The 25248-nt window shown below is 41.7% G+C and carries 19 protein-coding genes, 1 pseudogene and 1 CRISPR repeat array; of the genes and pseudogenes, 9 read left to right on the forward strand and 11 right to left on the reverse strand.

Translation table 11 applies throughout. From position 1 onward, the window contains the following. The 3 genes and pseudogenes from G1O98_RS07775 to G1O98_RS07785 form a co-directional block, all read right to left on the reverse strand. A pseudogene (locus G1O98_RS07775) lies at window positions 1–726 on the reverse strand (tetratricopeptide repeat-containing protein); the annotation flags it as partial. A gap of 170 nt (window positions 727–896) precedes the next feature. Then, on the reverse strand, window positions 897–2033 hold the full coding sequence (locus tag G1O98_RS07780) for a fibronectin type III domain-containing protein (protein ID WP_163928199.1): 1137 nt from the start codon (window positions 2031–2033) through the stop codon (window positions 897–899). Further along, window positions 1970–3241 carry a tetratricopeptide repeat protein gene (locus G1O98_RS07785; protein ID WP_163928200.1) on the reverse strand — a complete coding sequence of 424 codons (1272 nt, stop codon included), beginning with the start codon at window positions 3239–3241 and terminating at the stop codon, window positions 1970–1972. Before G1O98_RS07785 ends, G1O98_RS07780 begins: the two co-directional genes overlap by 64 nt. Before the next feature lie 687 nt (window positions 3242–3928). On the opposite strand from G1O98_RS07785, the gene G1O98_RS07790 reads away from it, so the two are divergent. The 3 genes from G1O98_RS07790 (at window position 3929) to G1O98_RS07800 (ending at window position 8250) form a co-directional block, all read left to right on the forward strand. Then, window positions 3929–7447, forward strand: coding sequence for a helicase-related protein (locus tag G1O98_RS07790; protein ID WP_163928280.1), 3519 nt, complete (start codon window positions 3929–3931; stop codon window positions 7445–7447). Between the two features lie 138 nt (window positions 7448–7585). Beyond that, entirely contained in the window at window positions 7586–7864 is a 279-nt protein-coding gene (locus tag G1O98_RS07795) for a hypothetical protein (protein WP_163928202.1), read from the forward strand. Next, window positions 7864–8250 carry a type II toxin-antitoxin system VapC family toxin gene (locus G1O98_RS07800; RefSeq protein WP_163928204.1) on the forward strand — a complete coding sequence of 129 codons (387 nt, stop codon included), beginning with the start codon at window positions 7864–7866 and terminating at the stop codon, window positions 8248–8250. The genes G1O98_RS07795 and G1O98_RS07800 overlap by 1 nt, the downstream gene beginning before the upstream one ends. 233 nt (window positions 8251–8483) lie before the next feature. Here G1O98_RS07800 and G1O98_RS07805 read toward each other — a convergent pair whose 3' ends face one another. Next, on the reverse strand, window positions 8484–8831 hold the full coding sequence (locus tag G1O98_RS07805) for a helix-turn-helix transcriptional regulator (RefSeq protein ID WP_163928206.1): 348 nt from the start codon (window positions 8829–8831) through the stop codon (window positions 8484–8486). Window positions 8832–9145: 314 nt separating this feature from the next. Between G1O98_RS07805 and G1O98_RS07810 the strand changes: the two genes are divergently transcribed. Both G1O98_RS07810 and G1O98_RS07815 read left to right on the forward strand, forming a co-directional pair. Continuing rightward, window positions 9146–11968 (forward strand): DUF1156 domain-containing protein, encoded by a 2823-nt coding sequence (locus G1O98_RS07810; protein WP_163928208.1) that lies wholly within the window; start codon window positions 9146–9148, stop codon window positions 11966–11968. Window positions 11969–12095: 127 nt separating this feature from the next. Continuing rightward, complete coding sequence (locus G1O98_RS07815) at window positions 12096–15422, forward strand: Swt1 family HEPN domain-containing protein (protein WP_163928210.1); 3327 nt, start codon at window positions 12096–12098, stop codon at window positions 15420–15422. Between the two features lie 277 nt (window positions 15423–15699). Here G1O98_RS07815 and G1O98_RS07820 read toward each other — a convergent pair whose 3' ends face one another. Beyond that, complete coding sequence (locus tag G1O98_RS07820) at window positions 15700–15882, reverse strand: hypothetical protein (RefSeq protein WP_230967196.1); 183 nt, start codon at window positions 15880–15882, stop codon at window positions 15700–15702. Between the two features lie 271 nt (window positions 15883–16153). Between G1O98_RS07820 and G1O98_RS07825 the strand changes: the two genes are divergently transcribed. Continuing rightward, window positions 16154–16456: a hypothetical protein gene (locus tag G1O98_RS07825; protein ID WP_163928212.1), complete on the forward strand. Its 303-nt coding sequence runs from the start codon at window positions 16154–16156 to the stop codon at window positions 16454–16456. 107 nt (window positions 16457–16563) lie between these two features. On the opposite strand, the gene G1O98_RS07830 is transcribed toward G1O98_RS07825, so the two are convergent. Then, complete coding sequence (locus tag G1O98_RS07830) at window positions 16564–18480, reverse strand: TnsD family Tn7-like transposition protein (RefSeq protein WP_163928213.1); 1917 nt, start codon at window positions 18478–18480, stop codon at window positions 16564–16566. A 10-nt stretch (window positions 18481–18490) separates the two neighbouring features. Beyond that, window positions 18491–18628: a hypothetical protein gene (locus tag G1O98_RS07835; protein WP_163928214.1), complete on the reverse strand. Its 138-nt coding sequence runs from the start codon at window positions 18626–18628 to the stop codon at window positions 18491–18493. A 130-nt stretch (window positions 18629–18758) separates the two neighbouring features. On the opposite strand from G1O98_RS07835, the gene G1O98_RS07840 reads away from it, so the two are divergent. The 3 genes from G1O98_RS07840 (at window position 18759) to G1O98_RS07850 (ending at window position 20477) form a co-directional block, all read left to right on the forward strand. After that, the gene (locus G1O98_RS07840; protein WP_163928216.1) at window positions 18759–18914 is read left to right on the forward strand and encodes a hypothetical protein; all 156 of its coding nucleotides are present in this window, start codon (window positions 18759–18761) and stop codon (window positions 18912–18914) included. A gap of 66 nt (window positions 18915–18980) precedes the next feature. Continuing rightward, window positions 18981–20201 carry an IS200/IS605 family element RNA-guided endonuclease TnpB gene (gene tnpB / locus G1O98_RS07845; protein WP_175586578.1) on the forward strand — a complete coding sequence of 407 codons (1221 nt, stop codon included), beginning with the start codon at window positions 18981–18983 and terminating at the stop codon, window positions 20199–20201. A gap of 129 nt (window positions 20202–20330) precedes the next feature. Next, entirely contained in the window at window positions 20331–20477 is a 147-nt protein-coding gene (locus G1O98_RS07850) for a hypothetical protein (protein WP_163928218.1), read from the forward strand. 45 nt (window positions 20478–20522) lie between these two features. Continuing rightward, window positions 20523–20981: direct repeats of the CRISPR family, unit length 35 nt; unit sequence TGCTCAACGTCTGACGACATCTAATGTTAAAGAAC. 272 nt (window positions 20982–21253) lie between these two features. On the opposite strand, the gene cas5 is transcribed toward G1O98_RS07850, so the two are convergent. From cas5 to cas6, 4 genes are read right to left on the reverse strand one after another with little or no spacing between them, the layout of a single operon-like run. After that, window positions 21254–21880: a type I-MYXAN CRISPR-associated protein Cas5/Cmx5/DevS gene (cas5, locus tag G1O98_RS07855; protein WP_163928220.1), complete on the reverse strand. Its 627-nt coding sequence runs from the start codon at window positions 21878–21880 to the stop codon at window positions 21254–21256. 1 nt (window position 21881) lies between these two features. Continuing rightward, window positions 21882–22856, reverse strand: a complete 975-nt coding sequence (locus G1O98_RS07860) for a DevR family CRISPR-associated autoregulator (RefSeq protein ID WP_163928222.1) — start codon at window positions 22854–22856, stop codon at window positions 21882–21884. A gap of 56 nt (window positions 22857–22912) precedes the next feature. Further along, window positions 22913–24448 carry a type I-MYXAN CRISPR-associated Cas8a1/Cmx1 gene (cas8a1, locus tag G1O98_RS07865; protein WP_163928225.1) on the reverse strand — a complete coding sequence of 512 codons (1536 nt, stop codon included), beginning with the start codon at window positions 24446–24448 and terminating at the stop codon, window positions 22913–22915. Between the two features lie 58 nt (window positions 24449–24506). After that, window positions 24507–25208 (reverse strand): type I-MYXAN CRISPR-associated protein Cas6/Cmx6, encoded by a 702-nt coding sequence (gene cas6 / locus G1O98_RS07870; RefSeq protein ID WP_163928227.1) that lies wholly within the window; start codon window positions 25206–25208, stop codon window positions 24507–24509. Window positions 25209–25248: the final 40 nt, after the last annotated feature.

Here is a 25248-nt window from a genome sequence, read left to right on the forward strand (position 1 = left end):
TGCCACATCGGGATGCTCATCTCCCAGCAGGCGTTTACTCATTTCTAATGCTTGGCGATATAGGGGTTCAGCATCTGGGTACCTTCCCTGACTTTCGTATAGCCCAGCTAGATTATTTAAGCTAGTTGACACATCGGGATGCTCATCTCCCAGCAGGTGTTTTCTCATTTCTAATGCTTGGCGATATAGGGGTTCGGCATCTGCGTACCTTCCCTGGCTTTTGTGCAACCCAGCTAGATTATTTAAGCTAGTTGCCACATCGGGATGCTCATCCCCCAGCAGGCGTTTACTCATTTCTAATGCTTGGCGATATAGGGGTTCGGCATCTGCGTACCTTCCCTGGCTTTTGTACAGCGCAGCTAGATTATTTAAGCTAGTTGCCACATCGGGATGCTCATCTCCCAGCAGGCGTTTACTCATTTCTAATGCTTGGCGATATAGGGGTTCAGCATCTGCGTACCTTCCCTGTTTTTCGTAAAGCCCAGCTAAATTATTTAAGCTTTGTGCTACATCGGGATGCTCATCTCCCAGCAGGCGTTTTCTCATTTCTAATGCTTGGCGATATAGGGGTTCGGCATCTGCATACCTTCCCTGTTTTTCGTACAGCACAGCCAGATTATTCAAGCTAGATGCCACATCGGGATGCTCATTCCCCAGCAGCTTCTTACGAATAGCCAGCATACGCTCTGCTAAAGGAATTGCTTCAGCATATTTGCCTTCTTTATAAAGTTGAATCACCTGTTGATTGAGTCGTTTTGCTTCTGTCAATTGGGCAGACTGAGCAGTTGAAACCGGAGGGGTTGATTGCCCAATTGTGGGCTTTGGCATTAACACCCATAACCCAGATGTTGCTAACAAAGTCAACAGGGTTATTACTTGTCTAGTTCGCAGGTTAATCATTCTGGTAGCCTTCCTTTCAGGTTATCTAATTTCTGCTGTAGTTGCTGTACTTGTTGCTCATCTCCCAAAGCACGATAATTACTTTGAGCAGCTTGCAATGACTCAAATGCCTGCTGCAAGTTGTCAAGGACTATATCAATTTCCCCTAAACTGGCTTGGATGATTGCTTGCGCTTCCAGATTTTTTTCTGCCTTAGCTAACTTCAGTGCAGTGAAATACTGTTCCTTACCTAATCGATGTAAACCTACCTGCTGGTGGAGACTGCCTAAAAGCTGATAAACCGATGTGGTTCTACTTCCTTGCTTAACTAATCCTGCTAATAAATCAATTGCCGCAGCGTTTAAATTCATACTTTGGTACAGATATGCCAAAGCAAGGGTTTTGGACTCATCCGTTAGCGGTTGCTTTTGCAATTGTGTAATTTCAGCCTTTACCCGTTTAGCATCCTCTTCACTCAGTAAAGTAAATCCAGCAGGTGCTTCACTCTCAGAAGATACTCCATTATCAGCAGTCACAATTACCCGATAACGAGAGCCTGGTTGCAGAGTTTCCTTACCAGAATAAACAACCTCTGGCTGCTTCACCTCAGTTGTCCAATTAACTCCTGGCCCGCGTAACTTTACCTGATAGCTGGTTGCACCCTTGACAGCATTCCAACGCAGAGTTAGTTTGTCACTCAAAATTGCTGTATCACGCGGACTAATGATGTAAGGAATTGTCGGATCATTTGGAGCGCGAGTCCGAACGCGGTTACTACCATTTCTAATGAGAATGGGTTTTTCAGTGGATGGACAACCACTAGAAACTGAAAATTTCCCTGGAGAGCTAACATTCCAAGTTGATAAGTTATTACATACGACTTTCGTAGAAGCACCTCGCCCCAATTGCAAAGAATCAGAGGAATTTAGTATTTCACCGCCATATACTTTTTGATAGTTCTTGCGTCCAGAGTACTTAATTTTGACATCTCCCTTAACCTCGGTGATAAAATTTAGACTATTCTGTTGAGTAAACCCAGGTGTTGCTACCGCTATAAAAGGTAGGCTGAGTAAGATCCCAATTAACCTAATCAGTTTCCGGTCTTTTTGCATATTCCCGCCTTGTTTAATTTTTGGTGAGCTAGATGTAACCATGCGTCCTCCTCAGCATTGAGAGTAGAACCTTGTTCACAACACTTCTGCCATTGCTCCAATGCGGTTGGTTCTTTTTCTCGCTCCATTGCCTGAGCTAAGATACAGTGTGCCGCACCAGTATTCCCGATATACTTTGCTACTTCTGGGTTATTCGCCATCCCAATTGCTGCTTTTAGGGTGTCTTGTGCTTCTTTATATCTGCCTTGCTCAAACCTCACCCATCCTAAATTTTTAAACAGGCTATATCTGACTTCGGGTGAGCTATTCTGCTCTTTAGCTTTCACCAGTCCGTTTTGTAGCAAAGCTGTAGCCTGAGAATATTTTTTATCCTGGATATATAAGCGAGCTAGATTGTTGTAAGCATCAGGAACGTCACTTCCCACTGCGATTTGATAATGCTTCCGGGCTTTCTCAAAGTCTTGTAAATCCTCGTAAAGATTGCCGAGATTGTAATGAGCATCCGCATTATCGGCATCCAAGGAAATTGCTTTGAGGTAGTCTTGTTCTGCTGCTCCTAATTTTCCTTCTTGGTAATTATTTAGCCCATTACGGTTATATAACTGAGCAATTGACGGTAGAGTTAACCAAAAACCAAGTAAAAATATTGTCATTAACAAAGTTGACCCCAACTTAGCCTCTTCTTGTAAGTGTTGGGGAATATTTAGCTTTGTGAGTAATTTGTCAAATCCTTCTTTACCAGCTTTAGTTAGTTCACTACTTGCCTGTAGCAATGCCAGAATACTTGGCAAAATAACCGCAGAAGCTCCCAATAATCCTGCTCCCCCACTGAAAAAGCGAGTAGCAATATTAATCAGTAAACTGAGGTTAGCAGTCCAACCAGCAACTACCAAACCTTTCCACAACCAATCCCAACTATCCCACTTGTGGGGAGGGCTAAGATTTTCCAACCTCCACCACCAAGCTTCAGCAGAGGGATGTATACTTTCTCGCCAGAGAGCAAATTGTTCAGCTTTGATAACTTTGTTAATCTGTCCTGCCTGTTTCCTGAGTTCTGCATCTAACTCTAGAAGCTGCTTTAACCTGCTGGTAGAAATGAATGTTGCATCCTTTAAAGCCACCTGCACAGCATTCCTAGCATTTAACACTTCCAGAACCTGCTCAGTATCTATAGACGTACCAGCTGCTTTTAGCCTGTCAATTGCAGTCTTATAATACTCAAGGGTTGTGTCTAGCTGAGAGTTTTTCATCGGTAATTCAGATTAAATCTTTAGAATCCCAACAACCAGGAAGAAGTTGCAGACAGTAAATTTACTGTACTCATAAATAGTTATACGGCTGTTACTAATAAGAAGTTCCTGTAAAGTCAGCTATGGCGATATAAAGACCGAATTTATTAATATACATATCTATCACCCCTGATATTGCTGCTCACTTTATCTCATGAGCTTTTTATTTTAAATACTGAATTAGAATAATATCGAATTTACTTTAGGTAAAAAAGTAACAACAATAAATAAAATCTAAGTACATTTTCTGCTATTAAATTGCCGACAATCCTCAAAAACCTTGTATAACTGTAAATTCTAGCCATGTACTTCATACAATGCTGCGATCGCAGCATTTGTACAGGCACAAAATTTTTGTTTCCATAGTGTGAAATATACGCAAATCAGAATCACGATCGCTTAATCGGGTGATCGCACTCTATTTCACTTTACATATAGCCGATAGAATTGAGCGATCGCTTAAATCAGCTGTGTCAACTAAGCAACGCCATTTTCTAAGCAACATCAAGCTACCACAGCCAAAAACAGTAAATATACTAGCTACTAACCAGCCTAGTGTCTCTTATGGTCATAAGGAGCAATGTCCAGCCAAAAAACATTGGTATCTACATTGCTACTGACATCTGCCAAAAGGGAAAACACCGCAATATGGTTAGACTTGAGGATTTGACAAAAGGCACGCAAGTACAAGGTATCCTGCCAAACAGTATTGTCGCCATCGTTGATGCTCAGTGGCATGGCTCTGATGTTGTGGAATTAACATACAAAGATGCTAGCGGCACGCTAGGGAATGAGTTAGTCTTTCGAGACAGAGAACCTACCTTGGAAATAATCACCTCTGGTGGTGCTTGGAGTTTTACTGCTGATGGGGCTAATTTTCGTCTGGCATCAGAAGCGCACCGCATCCGTCTAGCTTATCTCTTCGACCCCTTGCTAGCCGTTCACACTTCTCTAGTCGAACCTTTACCACACCAAATCACTGCCGTTTACGGGGAAATGTTAACTCGTCAACCTCTGCGTTTTCTCTTAGCAGATGATCCAGGTGCAGGTAAAACTATTATGGCAGGGTTGCTGATGCGGGAATTGCTGATCCGAGGTGATTTGCATCGTTGCCTTGTGATTTGTCCCGGTAGTTTAGCGCCACAGTGGCAAGATGAATTGTCGCAAAAGTTTCATTTACGTTTTGAAATTCTCACCAACGATCGCATTGAATCAGCAGTAACTGGAAATGCTTTTGCTGAAATGCCGTTGGTGATTGTGCGACTAGACAAACTCAGCCGTAATCAAGATTTACAAGCAAAACTAGCGCAGACAGACTGGGATTTGGTTGTTTGTGATGAAGCTCATAAAATGTCAGCTTCATTTTTTGGTGGTGAAATTAAAGAGACGAAACGCTACAAACTTGGTAAGTTACTCTCAACCTTAACTAGGCATTTTTTATTAATGTCAGCGACACCACATAACGGCAAAGAGGAAGACTTCCAGTTGTTCATGGCGTTATTGGATGGAGACAGATTTGAAGGACGCTTCCGCGATGGTGTTCACGTAGCCGATACTTCCGACTTGATGCGGCGATTGGTTAAAGAGGATTTGCTGAAATTTGATGGAAAACCGCTATTTCCAGAACGCCAAGCTAGCACTATAGAATATGAACTATCGGATTTAGAAGCGGTACTGTATAAGCGAGTCACTGAGTACGTCCGCGAGGAATTTAATCGTGCCGATGCTTTAGAAAATGAAGGACGCAAAGGTAATGTTGGCTTTGCTTTAACTATTTTGCAACGTCGGCTTGCTTCTTCCCCAGAAGCTATATATCAATCGCTCCTACGCCGTCGGGAAAGGTTGCAAAAACGGCTGAGGCAAGAAGAAGTTTTGAGGCGGGGAAGTAATGCAACCATCATTGAATTTAAGCAGGTTCTGGATCTGGAAGACTTAGAAGATGATTTAGAGGATATTCCTGGTGAAGAACGAGAAGCAACAGAACAGGAAGTCGTTGACCTAGCTACAGCATCACGGACGATCGCAGAATTACAAACAGAAATTAAACTTTTAGAAGAATTAGAGCAACTGGCACTGCGGGTGCGACGTAGTGGTAAAGATAAAAAATGGGAAGAACTCTCGAATCTTTTGCAAAATGATGCCGAAATGTTCAACGCCCAAGGACATCGGCGGAAACTCCTGATTTTTACTGAGTACCGGGACACATTAAATTATTTGACAGATCGGATTCGGACGCTAATTGGACGTAATGAAGCTGTGGTAAATATACATGGCGCAATGGGACGCGAAGAACGCCGCAAAATGCAGGAGGCGTTTACCCAAGATATCGAAGTACAAGTCTTAATAGCTACGGATGCTGCGGGTGAAGGGATTAACTTGCAAAGGGCGCATCTCATGGTTAATTACGATTTACCTTGGAATCCTAACCGCCTAGAACAGCGTTTCGGACGAATTCACCGGATTGGGCAGACGGAGGTTTGTCACTTATGGAATTTAGTGGCAAAAGGCACTCGTGAAGGCGATGTATATTTAGCGCTATTGAAAAAGATAGAGGCAGAGCAGAAGGCACTGGGAGGTAAAGTATTTGATGTATTGGGGAAAGCGATCGCAGGGACAGAATTACGAGAGTTATTGATTGAAGCAATTCGCTATGGCGATCAACCAGAGGTGCGAGACAGACTCAACCAAATCGTACATGATAAACTCGACCAACAGCGACTACGCGAACTTTTAGAAGAACGGGCTTTGGCACGGGATTCGATGGATATCGCCAAAGTGCAGCAAATTCGGGAAGAAATGGAAAGAGCAGAAGCGCGACGGTTGCAACCTCATTTTATTGCTTCTTTCTTCCTAGAAGCATTTACCCAATTAGGTGGAACATTGCGTCAACGTGAACCCCAGCGTTACGAAATCAGTCATGTTCCGGCAGTTATTCGCAATCGAGGGCGGCAAATTGGTGTAGGTGAACCGTTGCTGCTACGTTACGAACGTGTCTGCTTTGAAAAAGATTTAATCAGCATTTCTGGTAAACCCCTAGCTGCCTTCATCTGTTCTGGACATTCTCTACTGGATGCCACAATTGACCTGACTTTGGAACGACACCGGGATTTGTTGAAACAAGGGACTATCTTAATTGATGAAAATGATTCCAGCGAAGGAACCCGCGCCTTAGTTTATCTAGAACATTCCATACAAGACGCGCGGACAAATCTAAATGGCTCTAGGCGTTTAGTATCGCGGCGGATGCAATATGTAGAAATCAATCCAGAAGGCAATACTTACAATGCAGGTTACGCACCTTACCTCAATTACCGTCCGCTAACAGACGAGGAAAAGGGTGTTGTGGAAAAAGTTTTAGAAGAATCTTGGTTGCGAGAAGATTTAGAAGCAAAAGCCAAGAGTTATGCGATCGCTCACCTTGTTCCCCAACATCTTCAAGAACTCAAGCAGCGCAAAGAGGAACTTATTGCTAAGACGATGACAGCAGTAAAAGATAGATTAACCAAGGAGATTAATTACTGGGATCATCGGGCTGAAGAACTGAAAATGCAAGAGGAAGCTGGCAAGCCTAATGCCAAAATTAACTCAGGTAAAGCACGTCAGCGAGCTGATGATTTGCAAGCACGGTTAATGCAACGCTTGGAGGAATTAGAGCAAGAACGTAGATTATCGCCATTACCGCCTGTGGTGGTTGGGGGCGCGTTGGTAGTTTCAGTAAGCTTGCTGCAACGAATGCAAGGCAAACAACAGACAACAACAGCGATGTTTGCCAGGGAGACAGAACGGGTAGAACAGGCAGCAATGACGGCTGTGATGGAAGTAGAACGCAATTTAGGGTACGAACCAACTGATGTGAGTACCCAGAAGTGCGGCTATGATATTGAGTCACGCATTCCAGAAACAGGACAGTTGCGATTTATTGAGGTGAAAGGGCGAATTACAGGCGCTAAAACTGTGACAGTGACGAAGAATGAAATTATTACCGCTCTAAACAAGCCAGATAATTTCATTTTGGCATTGGTGCAAGTGCCTTTAGCAGAAGATATGGAAGGTAATTGTTCTATTCACTACTTACGCCGTCCGTTCCATAAAGAACCAGATTTTGCTGTGACGAGTATTAATTATGATTGGCTGGAGTTGTGGCAACAGGGAACTGAGCCAGTTTAAAATAATTATTTACCGTGTTAACGATTACACTCTTCATATTTTTAATCATTCTTCATCCTCCAATACTATTTAATTTCGTCTTCAGTGAGGGTAGATTTTATTGGTTATAATGCTGGTAATCAGGAGAGCATAAGCAAAATGTCACCAAAAACTTTTGATATTGCTGACTTATCTGAAAATTTAGCTGATTTATTGTCAGATATCCAAAATCATGTTGAAGTTACCCTAACTCATCAGGGTGTCCCTTTGGCAAAAGTTTTGCCTTTGACTCAACCTGAGCCTACAGTTACTAAAGCTGATTTAAATGATGCCTTAAAGCCAAGAGTTGCGGGTTTTTGGCAGGGAAAAGTTAAGATTGCTGATGATTTTGATGAGACTCCAGAAGAAGTAATTGCAGCATTTTATGGGGATGAGTAGTGAGTTTTTTGTTAGATACTCATATTTTGTTGTGGTTTTTAGAAAATGATTCTAAATTGTCAGATCGGTTACGAGAGGTAATTACTAATCCTGAAAATGTAATTTTCGTTAGTGCGATTAGTGCTTGGGAGATTTCAATTAAACAGTCTTTAGGAAAGTTAATTGCTCCTAGTAATTTGGAGGAGGCTTTGCGCTTCAGTCGGTTTGAGATTTTGTCTATGACATTGGCACATGGAATAAAGGTTGCTGATTTGCCTCTACACCATAAAGATCCTTTTGATCGGATGTTAATTGCTCAAGCTTTGGTAGAAGGTTTAACAATAATTACAGTAGATCAAAAGTTTAAATTTTATGATGTGCCATTATTCTATGATGATTTAAGCTAGCCCAAATATGCCAAAATTTAATAACTCTAGCTTTCACTAAAATAACTGCTAAAGGTTTACTTGGTTTGCTGATTGTTTTTCGGTGCGTAAGCGTAGCCCGCACTTCGACAAAGCTCAGTGACCATCGTAGACATCGCAATTTTGTCAGAGTAATCGCTCTTGAGTCTGCCTCCTTTATTGGATAGCTAGTTATCCAAGTAAAAAGGGATGCTTTGGTGAGAGCAATCACAGGACTAAACTAACTCTTTAGCAGAAATTCTCAGAGGCTCGACTTTATGCGATCGCTTTCCTTTGGGTGCTACAAAGCGAATCTCGACATCGTAACCTGCACTCCTAGCAAGTTTTGCTAGAGTTTCAATTTTAGGAACCTGTTTCCCAGATTCAATCCGAGCTAGCTGTGGCTGTTTAATGCCAACCAACTTAGCAAAATCCGGTTGATTTAAGCCGCTAGCCTTCCTTAAAGCAATAACTTGTTTTGCACACTTGAATTCTGACTCCAAGGCATTGTATTCAGCCTTTACCTCTGGATCTGCTAAAACCTCATCACGGATAGAATCCCAAGAAATTGTGTTAGAAGTCATCGTTTTTTACCCTTCTTGGATTTATTACCTTCTGGAGAAGAAGCTTTCTCGTAAAGATAATGTGCAATTGTTCAATTATTAAAACTATATATTTTTAGGCATTTTTAAGTAATTTTACTCGACTTAGACTGTATCACAATGACTATAATTGCCAGACGAAGCTCTGTAACTAAGTTAAGTAAGCAGTAATCAACAAAGGCTAATTGCCCACTAAATTATTTGATGCAATGATTCCGTAAGCCCACTCATTCGGAATGTTTTGCGCTGCTTGCTGGTAGAAATACAGACTTCAATTATACAAGTCTTGCAAAATAATGACCTACCGCAAAAAGCTAATCGAAGTCGCGTTACCACTGGAAGCAATTAACAAAGAATCTGCCAGAGAAAAATCAATTAGGCATGGACACCCTTCGACGCTACATTTATGGTGGGCGCGGCGACCGCTAGCAACTTGTCGGGCAGTTTTGTTTTCGTCTTTGGTAGATGATCCGTCAAGTCATCCTGATAAATTTCCCACAAAAGAGGCGCAGGATACAGAGAGAAAACGCCTGTTTGAAATTATCGAGCAATTGGTGAAGTGGGAAAATATCAATAATCAGGAAGTTTTAGGCGCAGCTAAAGCAGAAATTCTCAAATCAACTAATAACAATCCACCACCTGTCCTAGACCCTTTTTGCGGTGGGGGTTCCATACCTTTGGAAGCGCAAAGATTGGGTTTGGAGGCACATGGTAGTGATATTAATCCGGTGGCGGTTTTAATTACCAAAGCTTTGATTGAAATCCCACCCAAATTTGCAAATCAGCCTCCGGTTAACCCTGATTCGCGCAAAAACTCTCTGACTACTAAAAAATGGTATGGGGCGCAGGGTTTAGCTGAAGATGTACGCTATTACGGGCAATGGATGCGAGATGAGGCTTTTAAGCGGATTGGGCATCTTTACCCAAAAGTAGATTTACCACAGGAATATGGTGGTGGTCAGGCGATGGTAATTGCTTGGTTGTGGGCAAGAACGGTGAAATGTCCTAACCCAGCTTGTGGTGCAAAAATGCCGTTAGTTCGTTCATTTACGCTTTCAACGAAGAAGGATAAGCAAGCTTGGGTTGAACCAATTGTTGATAACAGTCAGCAACCGCCTGTGGTCAGTTTTCAGGTGAAGACTGGTAAAGGTAAGCCACGAGATGGAACTGTTAGCCGCAAGGGTGCAGTTTGTATCTGTTGCGATACGCCTGTACCTTTGGATTACATACGCAGTGAAGGGAAAACAGGGCGGATTAATTCACGTTTGACGGCTATTGTGGCAGAAAATAAGCGAGGGCGGGTATATTTATCACCGAATGAGGAACATGAAGAAATTGCAGCGAAAGCGCAGCCAAAGTGGAAACCAGAAATAGAACTTGTCCACAACTCTCGTCATATCACACCTTGTATCTATGGGATGACAACACACGCCGACTTGTTTACCTCTCGCCAACTCTTAGCGCTCGATACTTTAAGTAACTTGGTAAGCGAAGCTAGGGAAAAGGTATTTTTTGAGGCGGTGTCTGCTAAAGCACCTGATAATAATTCGCTGCTTTGTGAAGGTGATAAGGATGCAACAGCTTACGCGGATGCAGTAGCAACCTATTTGGGTCTGGGTGTAAGTCGTTTAGCTGATAACAATTCATCCCTCGTTATTTGGAGCCAAAGTCGCGATCAGTTGGTGCATACTTTTGGAAGACAGGCTTTACCTATGGTCTGGGATTTTGCCGAGGCAAACTCTTTTTCAGGTTCAGCTGGGGACTTAAGCGTTGCTATAAATTCAATAACTAGAGTATTGATTTCTTTACCCCTTCATGAAACAAACTTTGTTGTTAATAGTAGAGCAATACTGAAAGACGCAACTACAGAAATTGATAGTTCTTATAAACTAATTGTCTCTACTGACCCACCTTACTATGATGCAGTACCATATGCTGACTTATCAGATTTTTTCTATGTTTGGCTGCGTCGTTCTCTAAGTTTTATATATCCTGAACTATTCTCAACTCTGCTAGTACCCAAAAATCAAGAACTTGTCGCAGACCCATTTCGCCACGGTAATCGTGAACAAGCCAAGGAATTTTTTGAGGAAGGTTTGAGAAAAGTATTTAATGTAGTCAGAAAATCTGCTCATCCAGACTATCCTTTCAGCGTTTACTATGCTTTTAAACAAGCAGAGACAGACGAAGACAATGATGAGAAAGGAAACAATCAAGTAAATATTGCTTCAACTGGTTGGGAAACAATGCTAGAAGGGCTAATTCAATCTGGTTTTAGCATTACTGCTACTTTGCCAATGCGTACAGAAAAACCAGGAAGGCTACGCGACATCGGTAGCAATGCCCTCGCCTCATCCATCGTCCTCGTCTGTCGTCCCCGCCCAGAAACCGCCCCATCCACCACCCGCCGGCAATTCGTCAACATTCTCAAACGCGAACTCCCTGATGCTCTGCAAAAACTGCAACAAGGCAACATCGCCCCAGTAGATTTAGCACAAGCCAGCATTGGCCCTGGTATGGCAATTTACTCCCGCTACAGCAAAGTCATAGAATCAGACGGGAAAGAAATGCCTGTGCGTACCGCTTTGCAATTAATTAACCAAACCTTAGACGAATTTCTCGCAGAACAAGAAGGAGAATTCGACGCTGAAACCCGTTTTGCTTTGATTTGGTATGAACAGCACACCTTTACTGAAGGGTTATTTGGCGATGCTGAAACCCTCTCTAAAGCTAAGAATACAGCAGTACAAGGCATGGTAGACGCTGGCATCCTCACTGCCAAGGCGGGTAAAGTGCGACTATTGCGCCGCGACGAATTACCCAAAAATTGGAATCCCCAAACCGATAACCGCCTCACGGTCTGGGAAGCCACACAACACATGATTCGGGAATTGCAAGACGGTGCTGGAAATCAAGGTGCTGCAAATTTGCTATCTCAACTGGGAACCATAGGAGAAGCAGCAAGGGAATTAGCTTATCGGCTGTATAACATTTGCGACAGAAAAGGCTGGGCTGCTGAAGGTGTCGCTTACAACAGCTTAGTGATTTCCTGGCCAGAAATTTCTCGCCTCGCTGCTGAAACCGAAGAATCGACTCCCTTACAAATGGCTTTACTTTAATTATTTTCGACTCTCATTATTAGCCTCAGCCTATTAACACATTCTGGGTGGCTCTAACGCCCAGAGTAGATGTAGCGATTGTGAGGCAGCAGCCCTGAGTTCAAAGAAAAACTAGTATAAAAAATCTATGTCCGTAAGTAACCGCGAACGAGTTGGCAGGGTGCTAGACCTTTTGAGAGATGGCTTATATCCTTTTGTGGAAAGGGAAATGCGTTCCATTTATGGTGATAAGTGGGTAGTTGCCGCTACACCTTTTGTTCCAGAAGACCACAGCCTAAGACGTAATGTCCAGCAAATTCTCAAGCAGGACGAATCAGCACTGCTGAAACTCATGTCTAATCAGTGGCGTGAAGTGTTCAAAAAGACTCTGGGCAATGCTGAAAGAAGCTTGGTTGGGGAATTAATTGACACGCGCAACTCTTGGGCGCACAACAAGCCACTCTCTACAGATGATGCCTATCGCGCTCTTGATAGCGTATCGCGGTTACTTTCTGCTTTTTCTGCACCAGAAGCAGATGAAGTTGATAAACAAAAACAAGAACTTTTGCGGCTACGCTTTACAGAACAAGCCCGTCGTGAAACTCGTCGTGCTACTCTCCAACCTCTAGAAGGCAATCCTGTAGGCGGTTTAAAACCCTGGCGAGAAATTGTTACACCTCACCCAGATGTTGCCTCTGGTAGCTACCAACAAGCAGAATTTGCTGCCGACCTTTGGCAAGTTTATTTAGGTGAAGGTTCCGACGAATACCGTATACCTACAGAGTTTTTTAGCCGCACTTTTCTCACCGAAGGGCTAAAGCAACTGCTCACAAATGCCTTACTACGTCTTTCTAGCAATAAAGGCGACCCCGTTATCGAACTGCAAACCAACTTTGGTGGCGGCAAAACCCACGCGATGCTGGCACTATACCACCTGTTTATGGGAGTTCCGGCATCCGAGTTACCAGGATTGGAACCAGTGCTGGAAGCGGCAAATGTTTTACCTCCGCCAAAAGTTAATACAGCAGTGCTGGTAGGAAATAAAATTTCTCCTGGTCAGCCTCAACCTAAAAAAGATGGCACATTTGTCCGAACACTCTGGGGCGAATTAGCTTGGCAACTGGGCGGTAGGGAAGCCTACGAAATGATTCGAGAAGCAGATGAAACTTCAACTAACCCTGGCGATGCCCTCCGGCTGCTGTTTAACCGCTATGCACCCTGCCTGATTTTAATTGATGAATGGGTGGCTTATGCCCGACAGCTTCACGAAATAAACGACCTTCCGGGGGGCAGCTTTGACACTCACTTTACCTTTGCCCAGACTTTGAGTGAGTCGGCAAAAAACGCTAATCAAACTCTTTTGGTCGTAAGTATTCCGGCATCTGATAATGAGATTGGAGGCGATCGCGGTAAAGCAGCCTTAAGTAGACTCAAAAATGCTATTGGCAGAGTCGAATCTCCTTGGCGACCAGCAACTGCCGATGAAAGCTTTGAAATTGTGCGGCGGCGACTGTTTCAACCCATCACCGAAGAAAGTGGCTTTATTGCCCGTGATGCCATCATCCGTGCCTTTGCAGAAATGTACCAAAACCAATCTCAGGAGTTTCCTAGTGAGTGCCGAGAAGCTAGTTACAAACGACGGCTAGAAAATGCCTATCCTATCCATCCAGAACTATTTGATCGACTTTATAATGACTGGTCAACTCTCGACAAATTCCAACGCACGCGGGGTGTGCTGCGACTGATGGCAAAGGTGATTCATTCACTTTGGGAAGGACAGGACAAGAGTTTGTTAATCATGCCTGCCAGCGTACCAATGGATGACGGACAGGTACAAACAGAATTGACTCGCTACCTCGAAGATAACTGGGTGCCAGTGATTGAAAAAGATGTAGATGGATATAATTCTCTACCATTAGCGTGCGATCGCCAAAACCCGAACTTAGGACGTTACTCTGCCTGTCGCCGCGTTGCCCGGACGATTTACCTTGGTTCTGCTCCTACTCTAAGAGCAGCCAATCGTGGTGTTGAAGATCATCGGATCAAGTTAGGGTGTGTTCAACCAGGGGAAAGTGCAGCAACTTTTGGCGACGCTTTGCGCCGACTTACCGACCAGTCCACACATCTTTATGTTGATAACACTCGTTACTGGTTCTCAACTCAGCCTAGTGTCACCAGACTTGCCCAAGACCGAGCCGAGCAAATTCAACAGGATCAAGATAAAGTTTGGGATGAAATCATTCTCCGATTAAAGGCTGATAAACAACGGGGTGAATTTGCTGGAGTACATATTGCTCCCGACTCCTCCGCAGATGTTCCTGATGAAATGGCCGTAAGGCTGGTTGTCATGGGGCCACAACATCCCCATAAACATAAGGAAAGCGAAACCCAAGCCCGCACTAGAGCCGAAGAAATACTAAACCAAAAGGGGGCCAGTCCTCGGTACTGCAAAAATATGTTGCTGTTCCTGGCACCAGACAAGGCAAAACTGGAGCTATTAGAACAATCTGTTTGCCAGTACCTCGCCTGGAATTCGATTATTAGAGATAAAGAAGCCTTAAACTTAGATGTTTTTCAAAGTAATCAGGCGACGACTAAACAACAGCAAACCGACAAAGATGTAAAAAGTTTAATTCAGGAGGCTTACATCTGGCTGTTAGTACCGATGCAACCCGACCCTCAAGGAGAGATTGAATGGCAAGAAATCCGATTGCAAAAGCAAGACTCTCCTATTCTGCAAGCAAGCCGCAAAGCAGTTCATGAAGAACATTTGATTGCTAACTATGCCGCTAGTCGCCTGCGCCTAGAAGCCCTCGATCCATATCTCTGGCGCGATGTAAACCACCTCGACCTTAAAAAGTTGTGGGAGTACTTAGCGTACTACCTTTACCTGCCACGCATCAAAAATCAACAAGTGCTATTACAAGCGATCGCAGAAGGAGTTGCAGCGTTACTATGGAATGAAAACTTTGCTTATGCCACAGGCTGGGATGAATCCAAAGGACGTTATCTTGGTTTGAAAGCAGCTGAACACATTACCGTAACCCTTAGCAGTCAAAGTCTGATAGTTAAGCCAGAAGTAGCGCAACGCCAGTTTGAGGCAGATGCTGCTGCTAAACCTGTAACTCCACCAGTATTTAAAGAAAAAACAGGAAGCTATAAGACTGACAAGGAAAAAACTATTGACACTGTAGTAACAGCAGATGGCTCCTCTGATAGCCAAGTAACTGTCATAGTTCCACCAAAACGTTTCTATGGTTCAGTCAAATTGGACGCATTGCGGCTAAGACGTGACATAGGACAGATAGCAGACGAGGTTATTCAACACCTCAGTAGTTTGGTAGATGCTGAAGTAGAAATTACCTTAGAACTTCAGGTCACTGTCCCTGAAGGAGTGCCAGAGAACGTGATTCGCACAGTTAGCGAGAACTGTAGGGTTCTCAAATTTAGTAATCAGGGATTTGAACAAGAATGAAGTTGAGATACATAAACTTGTTAGATAGTAATGAGGTAAAGCATTACGTCACACCCAAAGAAGTAAGGGAAAGTCTTATGGGTTAACGGATTTGAGTGCGATCGGAATCTTAAATTTAGTTACTACCTATTTATTACTCGTAGTAACTGCATATCTTCCCATAGTTAATCTCCCTAACAAAACTAAACCCGTCAGGCATCTGACGGGTTTTTTGGGTTCTTAGGGGCAGAACTGATAATTTGATCTATCCATAGCCTGAGAGAATCGTTCTCTTCTCTCAGGCTGCTAATTTTCCCAAGTATTCATTTTGGAGTGCAGCAACTTGTTGTTTTAGATTCTCCAAGTCCGCTTGCATTTTGGCTAAGTCTGGAGTTCCTTGGAGTTCTTCAGCCATGTAAGAACGAATCCATCCCATGATCAATTCTGAGGCTGTCTTGCCTTCAGCCTTAGCTTTATTCATAAAAGCTTCCTTTGTCTCATCGTCCATTCTAACAATGATCTGATTGCTCAATTTTGTTGTCTGCCGCTTTGCCATACTACTTTCTGCTGAAAACTTTCAATCTGTAATAACTCTATTTACCTTAATTGTGGCGAATTTTGAAAATTTTGTAGTAACGCTATTGTTTTAGTAATAACAGGTAACTACAATATAGTAACAAGACAAAGGCGATCGCCCTCCGGGAAGAGACTGCGATCGACTTTTGTTAAACCCCATCAATGAGGTTACTCAGATGATTGTACAAGATGAATTTGACAACCAAGCCTCGGCTCAAGCAGAGTTTGAGGAATATGTTGACCACTTAGCTGATGCAGTAGCGCCAGAAATTGAAATTGACTCAGTACCAGATGATTGGGGAGAACTGTATCGAGTTTGGAATGGTTCCCAACTTCTGGGAACTTTTTACCATAATCTTGAAGGCAAATGGATAGCACAACCCTGTAATAGCGATAAAAGACACTGCTGTGACACTTCTGATTCAGCGCTGCTTTTGATTATTGCTGTTAACGGCTTACTGGTCGCAGATGTAGCTTAGAACGCAGTATTATTCCCATCACTTAGAGACGTGAATTTAACACGTCTCTTTCTTGTTTGGAGCTTTTGATTGATCAACAAAACTATCATCAAGGAAGTGTTATTAACTTAATCCGGTTGCTTATAAAGCTCAGTTTCTAGAGCCGCTTGTACTCTCTGTGAGCGATTTTCTCGTAGCGCAGCCAGTCTAATCACCTTCCAAGGCTGAATTTCTTCTCCGCAATCATCAAGCCGCTTAATTGCCCACTTAATACGCCGAATCTGAAAATCCTCTACAGTTTCTGTGACTGATTCTAAATAAACCTTAGTCAGTGGCATTTCTGCCAAATGTTTTTCGAGTAGTGCCAGTAAGCCAATACTTTTCCCTATCCTGCAAATAGTGACTCTCGCGGGTTTTTCTGCACTCAGAAATGTTCGCACAGCAGTTTTTACCTTTTCGAGAACTTGCTTGTCCCTTTCTGCCCAGTCAACTTTTCCGACGCAAGGGAGAGGTACTTTTAAAGAAGGCGAATTTTTGTTGAGCCACTCTTTGTCGTTTCTGTATAGCCAAATATACGTTCCCTTGGCTAATCCCCTCAAAGTAGTTTTTGAGGCTTCTGGGTACTGCTGTTGTAAAGCTTTCCAAACTTCCCTGTATTTGATTCTGTCATCACTGGCTAAATTTAGATTAGAGTCTAAAACTTCCTGTGAGTCTACTAGCTGATTTTTCTGTGAAGATTTCCAAAAAGTTTTTAGCTTAAGTATGGCAGTATAATGTTTTACTGTTCTGGAATCGACCTTGAGTTGTCTTGCTGTCTCTCGTAGACCTAACTCTTGGATTTCTACCAGTTCTTTTAGCTTCTGCTCCCAGAATTGACCGTAAGTCAAGACTTTGCCAATTCGCTGCTTATCTTCATCAGTTTCATCAGGGCCAGTTCTGCAATAAACCATCCCACAGGAACAAGAAAAAGTACCTAACGGCTTTTTATTATCCAAACAGTGAGTAACAACAAGATTAGTTATTACTGGCTTAAGATAATGGTTTACCGCAGCATTTAGACACAGCCAAGGCCCCTCACCAAAAGGTTTATACTGGTAATCTGTATTGAAAAATTCCTCGATAGAATTCGTCAGGAATCTAATTACGAGTAGATGTCTGATGGGATGAAATGACTTTCTATGCTTCCTAACAATGCTGAATAGCCAGTTTTGCTCATTTTCGTAATTCACCATTGAGTTAACAGCCTCAAGCACTTCAGCACCATAAAAGAACAAGAAATTATCTAGTAGCCTTTTCTGGTTTACTCGCCCGGTTGCTGTTGCAAAATTTTTTTCAATCAATAAAGCTATATATTTTCTTTGAAACCACTCTAGTTCTCTAGAGAAAAGATTACTATTTATCAACCATGAAATATCTTGAGCCAGCAGTCGCAACTTCTTTAAAGTCTCTTGACTGTAAGTCTCTTGACTGTAAGTCTCTTGTATCGGTATAACAGGACAGTTTTCTAGGCTTGCAGCATAGTATTCATGCCTATTAAAACCTTGCATGGGAATTGTGCTATCTTGCAAAGTCACACCATGAACGAGGCAAACCAGAACCCCTGGTGTTTGGTGTAGCTTATGCCAGTATGACTCCCCATAGTTTTGCAAATCTTCTTCCAAACATTTTGGGCAAAATCGCAGATACCTCTGCATCTTCAAGGAACTCGCCATAATTCCGGTTCTGGTATGAATATCTCCTCCGAAATCTGCTTTCATAGACTCCATCACCTGACTAGCTCTTTTCGATGGCAGAAAAACACTGTAGAAAGGATAGAGGGTATATTTATATATCAAATCTTCTATTTGATAATTCGAGATAAATTGTAGATTCTCAATCAACGAATTAAGGTTAGAAGGTAAGTCAACAGTAGCTATTACATCTTGAGAATTAAATAGCTCTCTTAGAGTTATTTTTGGACTTGTGTTACCACTCCTAATGTGGTAACGAGCCAAGATACTGTATAAAATTTCATCTGGATAAGGGGCTGGGAAAAAGCCAAGCATAGATTCTTTCTTATGTTGAAACCTGAAAAGAATATTTTTGTAAATTCCAAAGTGTTTCAAGTTTGTGGCGATCGCCTTCCGCACCTTTCTCTGCACAGCCAACAAAATTATGAGGATTTTTGCCCTCTATCATCAAAGTTTTAGGCATTACATAACACCTATATTATCAACAGTTCAGGTATTACACAATAACTAAATATTTTTGAGCAATTTATAGAATCTACCTGTAGTCCTTGCTGTTGACTATGATTTAGGAGGTGTGTAATAGCTGGGTATTAATGGGAAAGAAAGGACAAAAAGACGTACCAGAGATGTACGATGAGGTGAAGAAAATGGTTAACCTAGCCCTTACTCCCACTGGTATTGAAGGATTAGATGCGATCGCTTCCAATTTTGATTTCTGTAAGCCGCACACTCGTGACTTCAAGTCATGAGTTAGGCGCTCTATATTAAGTATGACTTTATGTTAAAATCTAGAGGGATTCAGCAAATTTAATAAATTGTCATCCATCCAAAAAGCATTTAAAGTTACTCTCATACCCACACACAATCAAAAAGTCTTAATTAACAAGACAATTGGTTCTGCAAGATATGTGTACAACCGCTTTTTGGCGCTGAAGGAAGAGTTATATGCAAGTGAGGGAAAAACCTTAAACTACAACGCTTGTAGTCAACAGCTAACTATACTCAAGAAAGAAATTGAATGGTTGAAGGAAGTAGATAAGTTTGCCTTACAGAATTCACTCAAGAATTTAGAGACAGCATACAAAAACTTTTTTGCTGACTTAAAGAAGATCAAAGGTAAAAAGGGTGTAGGTTTTCCTAATTTTAAAAAGAAGCATGGGTGTAAGCAGTCTTACAAAACTAACCTAACCAACGGTAATATTCAGGTAATAGAAAATCGTTTAAAACTTCCTAAACTGGGATGGGTAAAGTTTCACAAGTCTCAGGAAATTACTGGAAAACTTGTAAACGTTACCATAACTCGCACAACGTCCGGCAAATATATTGCTGGCATTCTGTGCGAAACAGAGATACAGAAACATCCTCAAGTCTCTCAAAATATTGGCTTAGACTTGGGAATTAAGTCTTATCTTGTTACGAGCAATGCTGAAGTTATAGATAACCCCAAATATTACCGGACTCAAACTCGTAAGCTACGGAAGGCACATAAAAAATTATCGCGTAGCGTCAAAGGTAGTAGCAATAGAGTCAAAGCGAAAATCAAGCTGGCTCGTACAAATGATCGCATTACGAATCTGAGAGATGACTTTCTGCATAAGCTGTCAACTCGTTTAATGAAAGAAAACAGTATTATCTGTATTGAAGATTTGCGAGTTGCCAATATGGTCAAAACCCATAAATTAGCCCTGAGTATTTCAGACGCTAGCTGGTCAAAGTTTGTCGCCATGCTTGAATACAAAGCTCTGTGGCATGACAGAATTGTGCAAAAAGTTGGTACATTTTATCCATCATCTCAGACTTGTAACTGCTGTGGTTTTGTAAACCCATTAGTTAAAGATTTAAAGCTGCGCGAATGGTCTTGTCCCAGTTGTGATAATCACAATTTGAGAGACGTAAACGCAAGTTTAAATATTCTGAGTGAGGGATTGAGATTACTAACCGCCGTCGGTACGCCGGAGGTTATAAAAAACGCCTGTGGAGAACTTGTAAGTCCTGAAGTAATTCAGGCAGAGATCGTTGAAGCAGGAATCGCGTGACTTCTAGTCATGCGAGGTTCAAATAAGCAGGTCGGAGCTTGTGGAGAGAATTGGCAGACGACTGATTTGCCTAAATGTAAATTCCTTCACTGAGGAGGAGATGAAAGGCATAAAAAAGCACTGACTGAATTGATAGCTATTTACAGCGATCAGTTGAACGGTCAGGGTTTGTTTACTGGTCTTGTCGCAGTTGAGGGCGATCGCAAATTGCAACTACAGAAGCAGATTGAGCAATGGGAACAAATCCGCACAAAAATTTCGCATGAAAAGGGTTGAGGGAGGTTTTTGAAGTATCAGCTATGGCAGCGAACAGCAAAATCTTGCTTAACGTCTGACGACATCTAATGTTAAAGAATACTGTACCAAGGGTTCCCCTTACCCCATATCCCATTGTTCAACGTCTGACGACATCTAATGTTAAAGAACCTTCCGATAGTAATCCCAGGTTTGCTGAATAAATTCTGCTCAACGTCTGACGACATCTAATGTTAAAGAACCCCTTTACGTAAAAACTCTGGGGGCAATTTGGAAACTGCTCAACGTCTGACGACATCTAATGTTAAAGAACAAGAGCTTGATAAATAGTATTAAGTTCAACTATCACTGCTCAACGTCTGACGACATCTAATGTTAAAGAACTAATGTTTCCTTGAATTCCCTCAATTTGGCATCAACTGCTCAACGTCTGACGACATCTAATGTTAAAGAACACGGCGTTGAGTGCGATCGCTGAAAGCCTACCGTCTGCTCAACGTCTGACGACATCTAATGTTAAAGAACAGCGATGGCTAAACATCTTAATCCATCAAGTCTTCTAGATAATCTTACAAGCACCTGTCATTAGGAGGCACTAAATTTGCAAAATTTAATAGGCTAGGCTAGCTTAACAACACCCAGAAGGCTTATTGTTGGAACTTTCTGAGGAATTGCAAGCATCCTTAATCATAATGAAAACGCTGAATTGCTGATTCAGTAGAGAATACCGACTTTTTATCTCTTTATGTCGGCTCAACAAGCAGGTATGCTTGTCAAAATCTAAATATCCTCATTTTTCAACTAGTTTGAATTGTAGTCCACGATAAATCCGGTGGTTGCCATACTTGGGACTCTTGAAGCTCATAACACTGCCAGCGTGTTCTCTTAGACCCAACATGGTCAACCCAGTAGGGTAAGGTTAGCGAACCATCTTCATCTGTAACTAACCACCACAAAGACTCACCATGATACTTCTCAGATAAAAGGGTAACAGTATTGACTAGATCCCGACTTTCACCTAAACACAGTCCACCAAATCGATTAATAGAAGCTGGGTTCGCAAATGCCTGCTGCAAAAGTTCTGGTAAAGTAGGCTTTGCTTTGTCTGTTTTCACCCAAACTACAAACTCAACATTCGTTAGTAACTCTTGGTAATCAGGTTTAGTATTCTTAGGGTCGTGGATATCTTTCGTTTTAAACCTGCGAAAAGTCCGAATTACAATAGATTTTTCTGGTTTGGACAAGAGCGCGATCGCTAATTGAGTTCCACAATGCTTATAACGATCTGTCTCACCAATCAGAGAAAGTAACATCCCGTACACCGTAGAAGGTGGAGGTACTGGATACGTTTCAGCGTATTCTCTAGCACGGGATTGACGAAAACAAGCAATAGGTACTTCAACTTTCAAAGCAATTGTTGTCATGTTAATTGCCCCCCGATGACAACTGCAAATCTTCAGCAATGACCTGTTTTAATGCTTTGACTGCCGACTTCACTCCAGGAAACACATTTGCTCCCAAATCTTCTAAACCCTGAGAAATTAAGCCTCCAATCCATAATTCTTTGGGATCAATATCTCCTACCTCTACCTGTCGCACTAAGTTGGATACTGACAAATTTCCCAGTTCGTCTTGCTCAAAGCAATATAGAAAACGAGGGGAAAAATCATGTGTCCACCGCAGTACAATACTTTCAGGGGAGAAATCATACAAAAAACGGGCATGATTTCCCGCCACTTCACCAATCGAAATCAAACCATCTAGAACAGCATGGATGCGAGATTTATCTTTGAGGCTATCGGGTGTCAATGCAAAACCATATTGATAACGAGTAGCATGAATCTCTGTGGCATAAAGAGAATTTCGTCCTTTTACTCCACTAACAGCATTAAAGGTAATGTTTCCCATAAAGGGTATCATTGATACTGCACGAGTAACTTCTAATACACCTCGCCTAGCAGTTATTTTTCCTTTAGGCTTTTGCTTGCCCTTACGTGGAGAAGTTTGCTTATCCTTACCTTTAGAACTTTTTTTGTTCTCATCTTGAGATGCTTCCTCGGCATCGCCTCCAGACTCATCTGACGCTTCCACTTTTGCTGCTTCAGCCTGCATAAATCCCAAAATATCATCATCAATAAAGCGAATATCATCAAAGTTGGGGTCTTGCAAAACATAATCTGCTACTGGTTGAGCGTTCTCATCCCAACGTCGATTCACCGGATAGCCAACATTTTGCCAGTAGTACCGTAATGCCCAACGAATCGCCTCAGATGAAACTGTAGTATGAACTTCACCTTTCCAATTCAATTTTTGTAAGGGAGTTATATTACCTTCATTTTCCCCACGATTATTAGCTGCGGTTCCATAGCTAGTCAAAATATTGCCGAATAAATGAAACATTTAAAATTGCCTATTAAATTCATATTTTGTGTTTTATTAAGCAAAAAAATGTGTAATTATTCACTATTAGAATCAGAGATTTCCAATATTTCTTTTTCAACCATATTGCTTTTTGGATAACTAGCAAGAGCAATAAAAGTTAAATCTCTGGCAACTTTCCAATCCATTATTCCAGAAGTTAATGGCAGTAATTCTTCCCAGTGTTTTTCTAAAATTGAAATTTGACCTGCTCTTCCCCAAAACTCCGCAATAAATTTCCGAAAATTTTCAGCATTTGTACAACGTCCTAGTTGCGATAAAATACGTATATTTTCTCGTTCAATTTGAGCATATTGACCTTCATTTGTTCGTCCATAAATTTTAGCGTATATTTTCTTCAATGCTTCATGACAAGCTTTAATAAATAGTTTTTGGCTTTCTAGATTCCATTCAGCGTTTTGAATCATCTTATAAACTCCATCATTAGTAATAAATTTAAATAAATTTTTATTTTTAAAGGTTGTATATAAATTAGCCCACCAAGGAAACCCCTTTACTAAGTTATCGGCAATTGTTCCCGTAAACACATTGCTAATGATAAGATTTTTATTTTTATACTTAACAATTTGGTACTCTGGAAAATAAATACGACTAAGCTTATAGATAAAATCTATTATTTCAGTCGCTTCTACCACTCCTATTTCTATGCGAGTTTTTTGCTGCTTTGACCAAACTACCGTTCCAAATAATATTACTTGGCATCGTTTTACTTGATCGGGTGTAGCCAATTCTATAATTGTTTCGTAAGTAAGGAATCTTAATGCAGCATCTCCTAAGCTAGATACATGGAAATCCTTGTAATCTAAGTTTCCCAAACTCCAGTATTCCTGGGCATAAATTTCTAAGTCAACCACTTCAGGTATAACTAGGGCATATTGTGTATGTTCCAGTTTGATGTGCGATCGCAAAACAAAGTAGCGGCAAGCAACAGGAGCATATAAAAGAGCAAAAGCCAATTGTGGTTTCTCTTCAAACTTAGTTTTTTTTGTAAAAGCAACATGACGAACTACAGAACCCGGATATAGCCACCCTGCTACACCAATTGATTGTCCAAATAATTGACCTTGTTTATCACAGAGTTGTTTAGCAAAATCTTGATGAGCATAGGAAACTGCTTTCTTATACTCGACATCGATTTCTATACCATCAACTATTAATGACCAGGATTTACCGCCGTCAAATTTAAAAACCTGGTTATGTTGGAGAAACGTTCCTGTTATTCCCAAGTGAATATTAATTTGAGTTTCAATCTTGATTGAATGCGTATTTAAGCCTGTCAGCGAAATTAGACCTTCTTTATTAATCTGAAAGGATTGCTTTAGCAGCCAGTCTAAAACTACGAAATCCTGCCCTTGCCATTCAAGGCTGATGCTGCGAGGAGTCAGTAACCAAGTTAAATTACCAGGTCGTTCCGCAGGTATTGGGTGTAGTTTTTCTAGTTGCTTGAGGGTCATCCACAGCCCTGCTATGCCAGCACGATGTATCCAAGTTATGCTTGGGTCGCCCAGATTTAAATAGATTTTGGGGTTGACAACACTAGCTACTATGGACATCTTATTTATTTCTGGGAAATACTCTCAAACTTATATTGGGTAGTAGTCAAAACCAGCTTTAACTTGCGTTTCCCTTTCTCTTCACAGGCACAAAAACGCCACAGCCCATCTTACGTTTTCCCCCAATGCCATATCTCAGCAATGTTAGCGAATCTTCATTGCTGAGATTAATGATTTCTAACCCAAAACCCACAACCGTAAAGCGCTTGATTTTGATACTTCTACGTTTTGGGCTACCATCAGTATTTTTGGTAATAAAGGCTTTTCCCTGGATACCCAGTTGTTCTAATTGACGCTGTGCTGCTGTTAAAAACGACTCCGGTTCTTGATAACCCTGGATAATCACTATACGCGATCGCAGTTTCTCAGCAGGCTCAAGCAAATAAATTTCAGGAATCCCCAAACGAATTGTATGCTTACCAATTCTCAGGGGCTTACCTGCTAACGGATAAACCAAACGCACTTGATCCATCGGTAGCCGAATCCGAAGCCTAGAATTTTTAGTTAGCTGAATTACGCCTGGCTTGGGAATACCTGCAATGGTATGAATTCCAACTGTATCTAATTTATGAAGTTCGGGTTCAAAATGAGCGATCGCAGAAAATAGCTCATAGCCGTGGTCGAGAGGTACTGTCTCACCAATCAGGTTAAAAATTAATTCTATGTATGGTAACTCAGACGTTAAAAGCTTTCTTTGCTTTGTTAGGTTTAAAGGTGACTCTGGAGGAATCTGCGTAGGTAAGCTGCAATCAATAATCATCTTTCCCACCTTATCTTTAAGCAGATACGTGATATTTGAG

The sequence above is a fragment of the Nostoc sp. UIC 10630 genome (genome assembly GCF_010747425.1).
Classification (GTDB): Bacteria; Cyanobacteriota; Cyanobacteriia; order Cyanobacteriales; family Nostocaceae; genus Nostoc.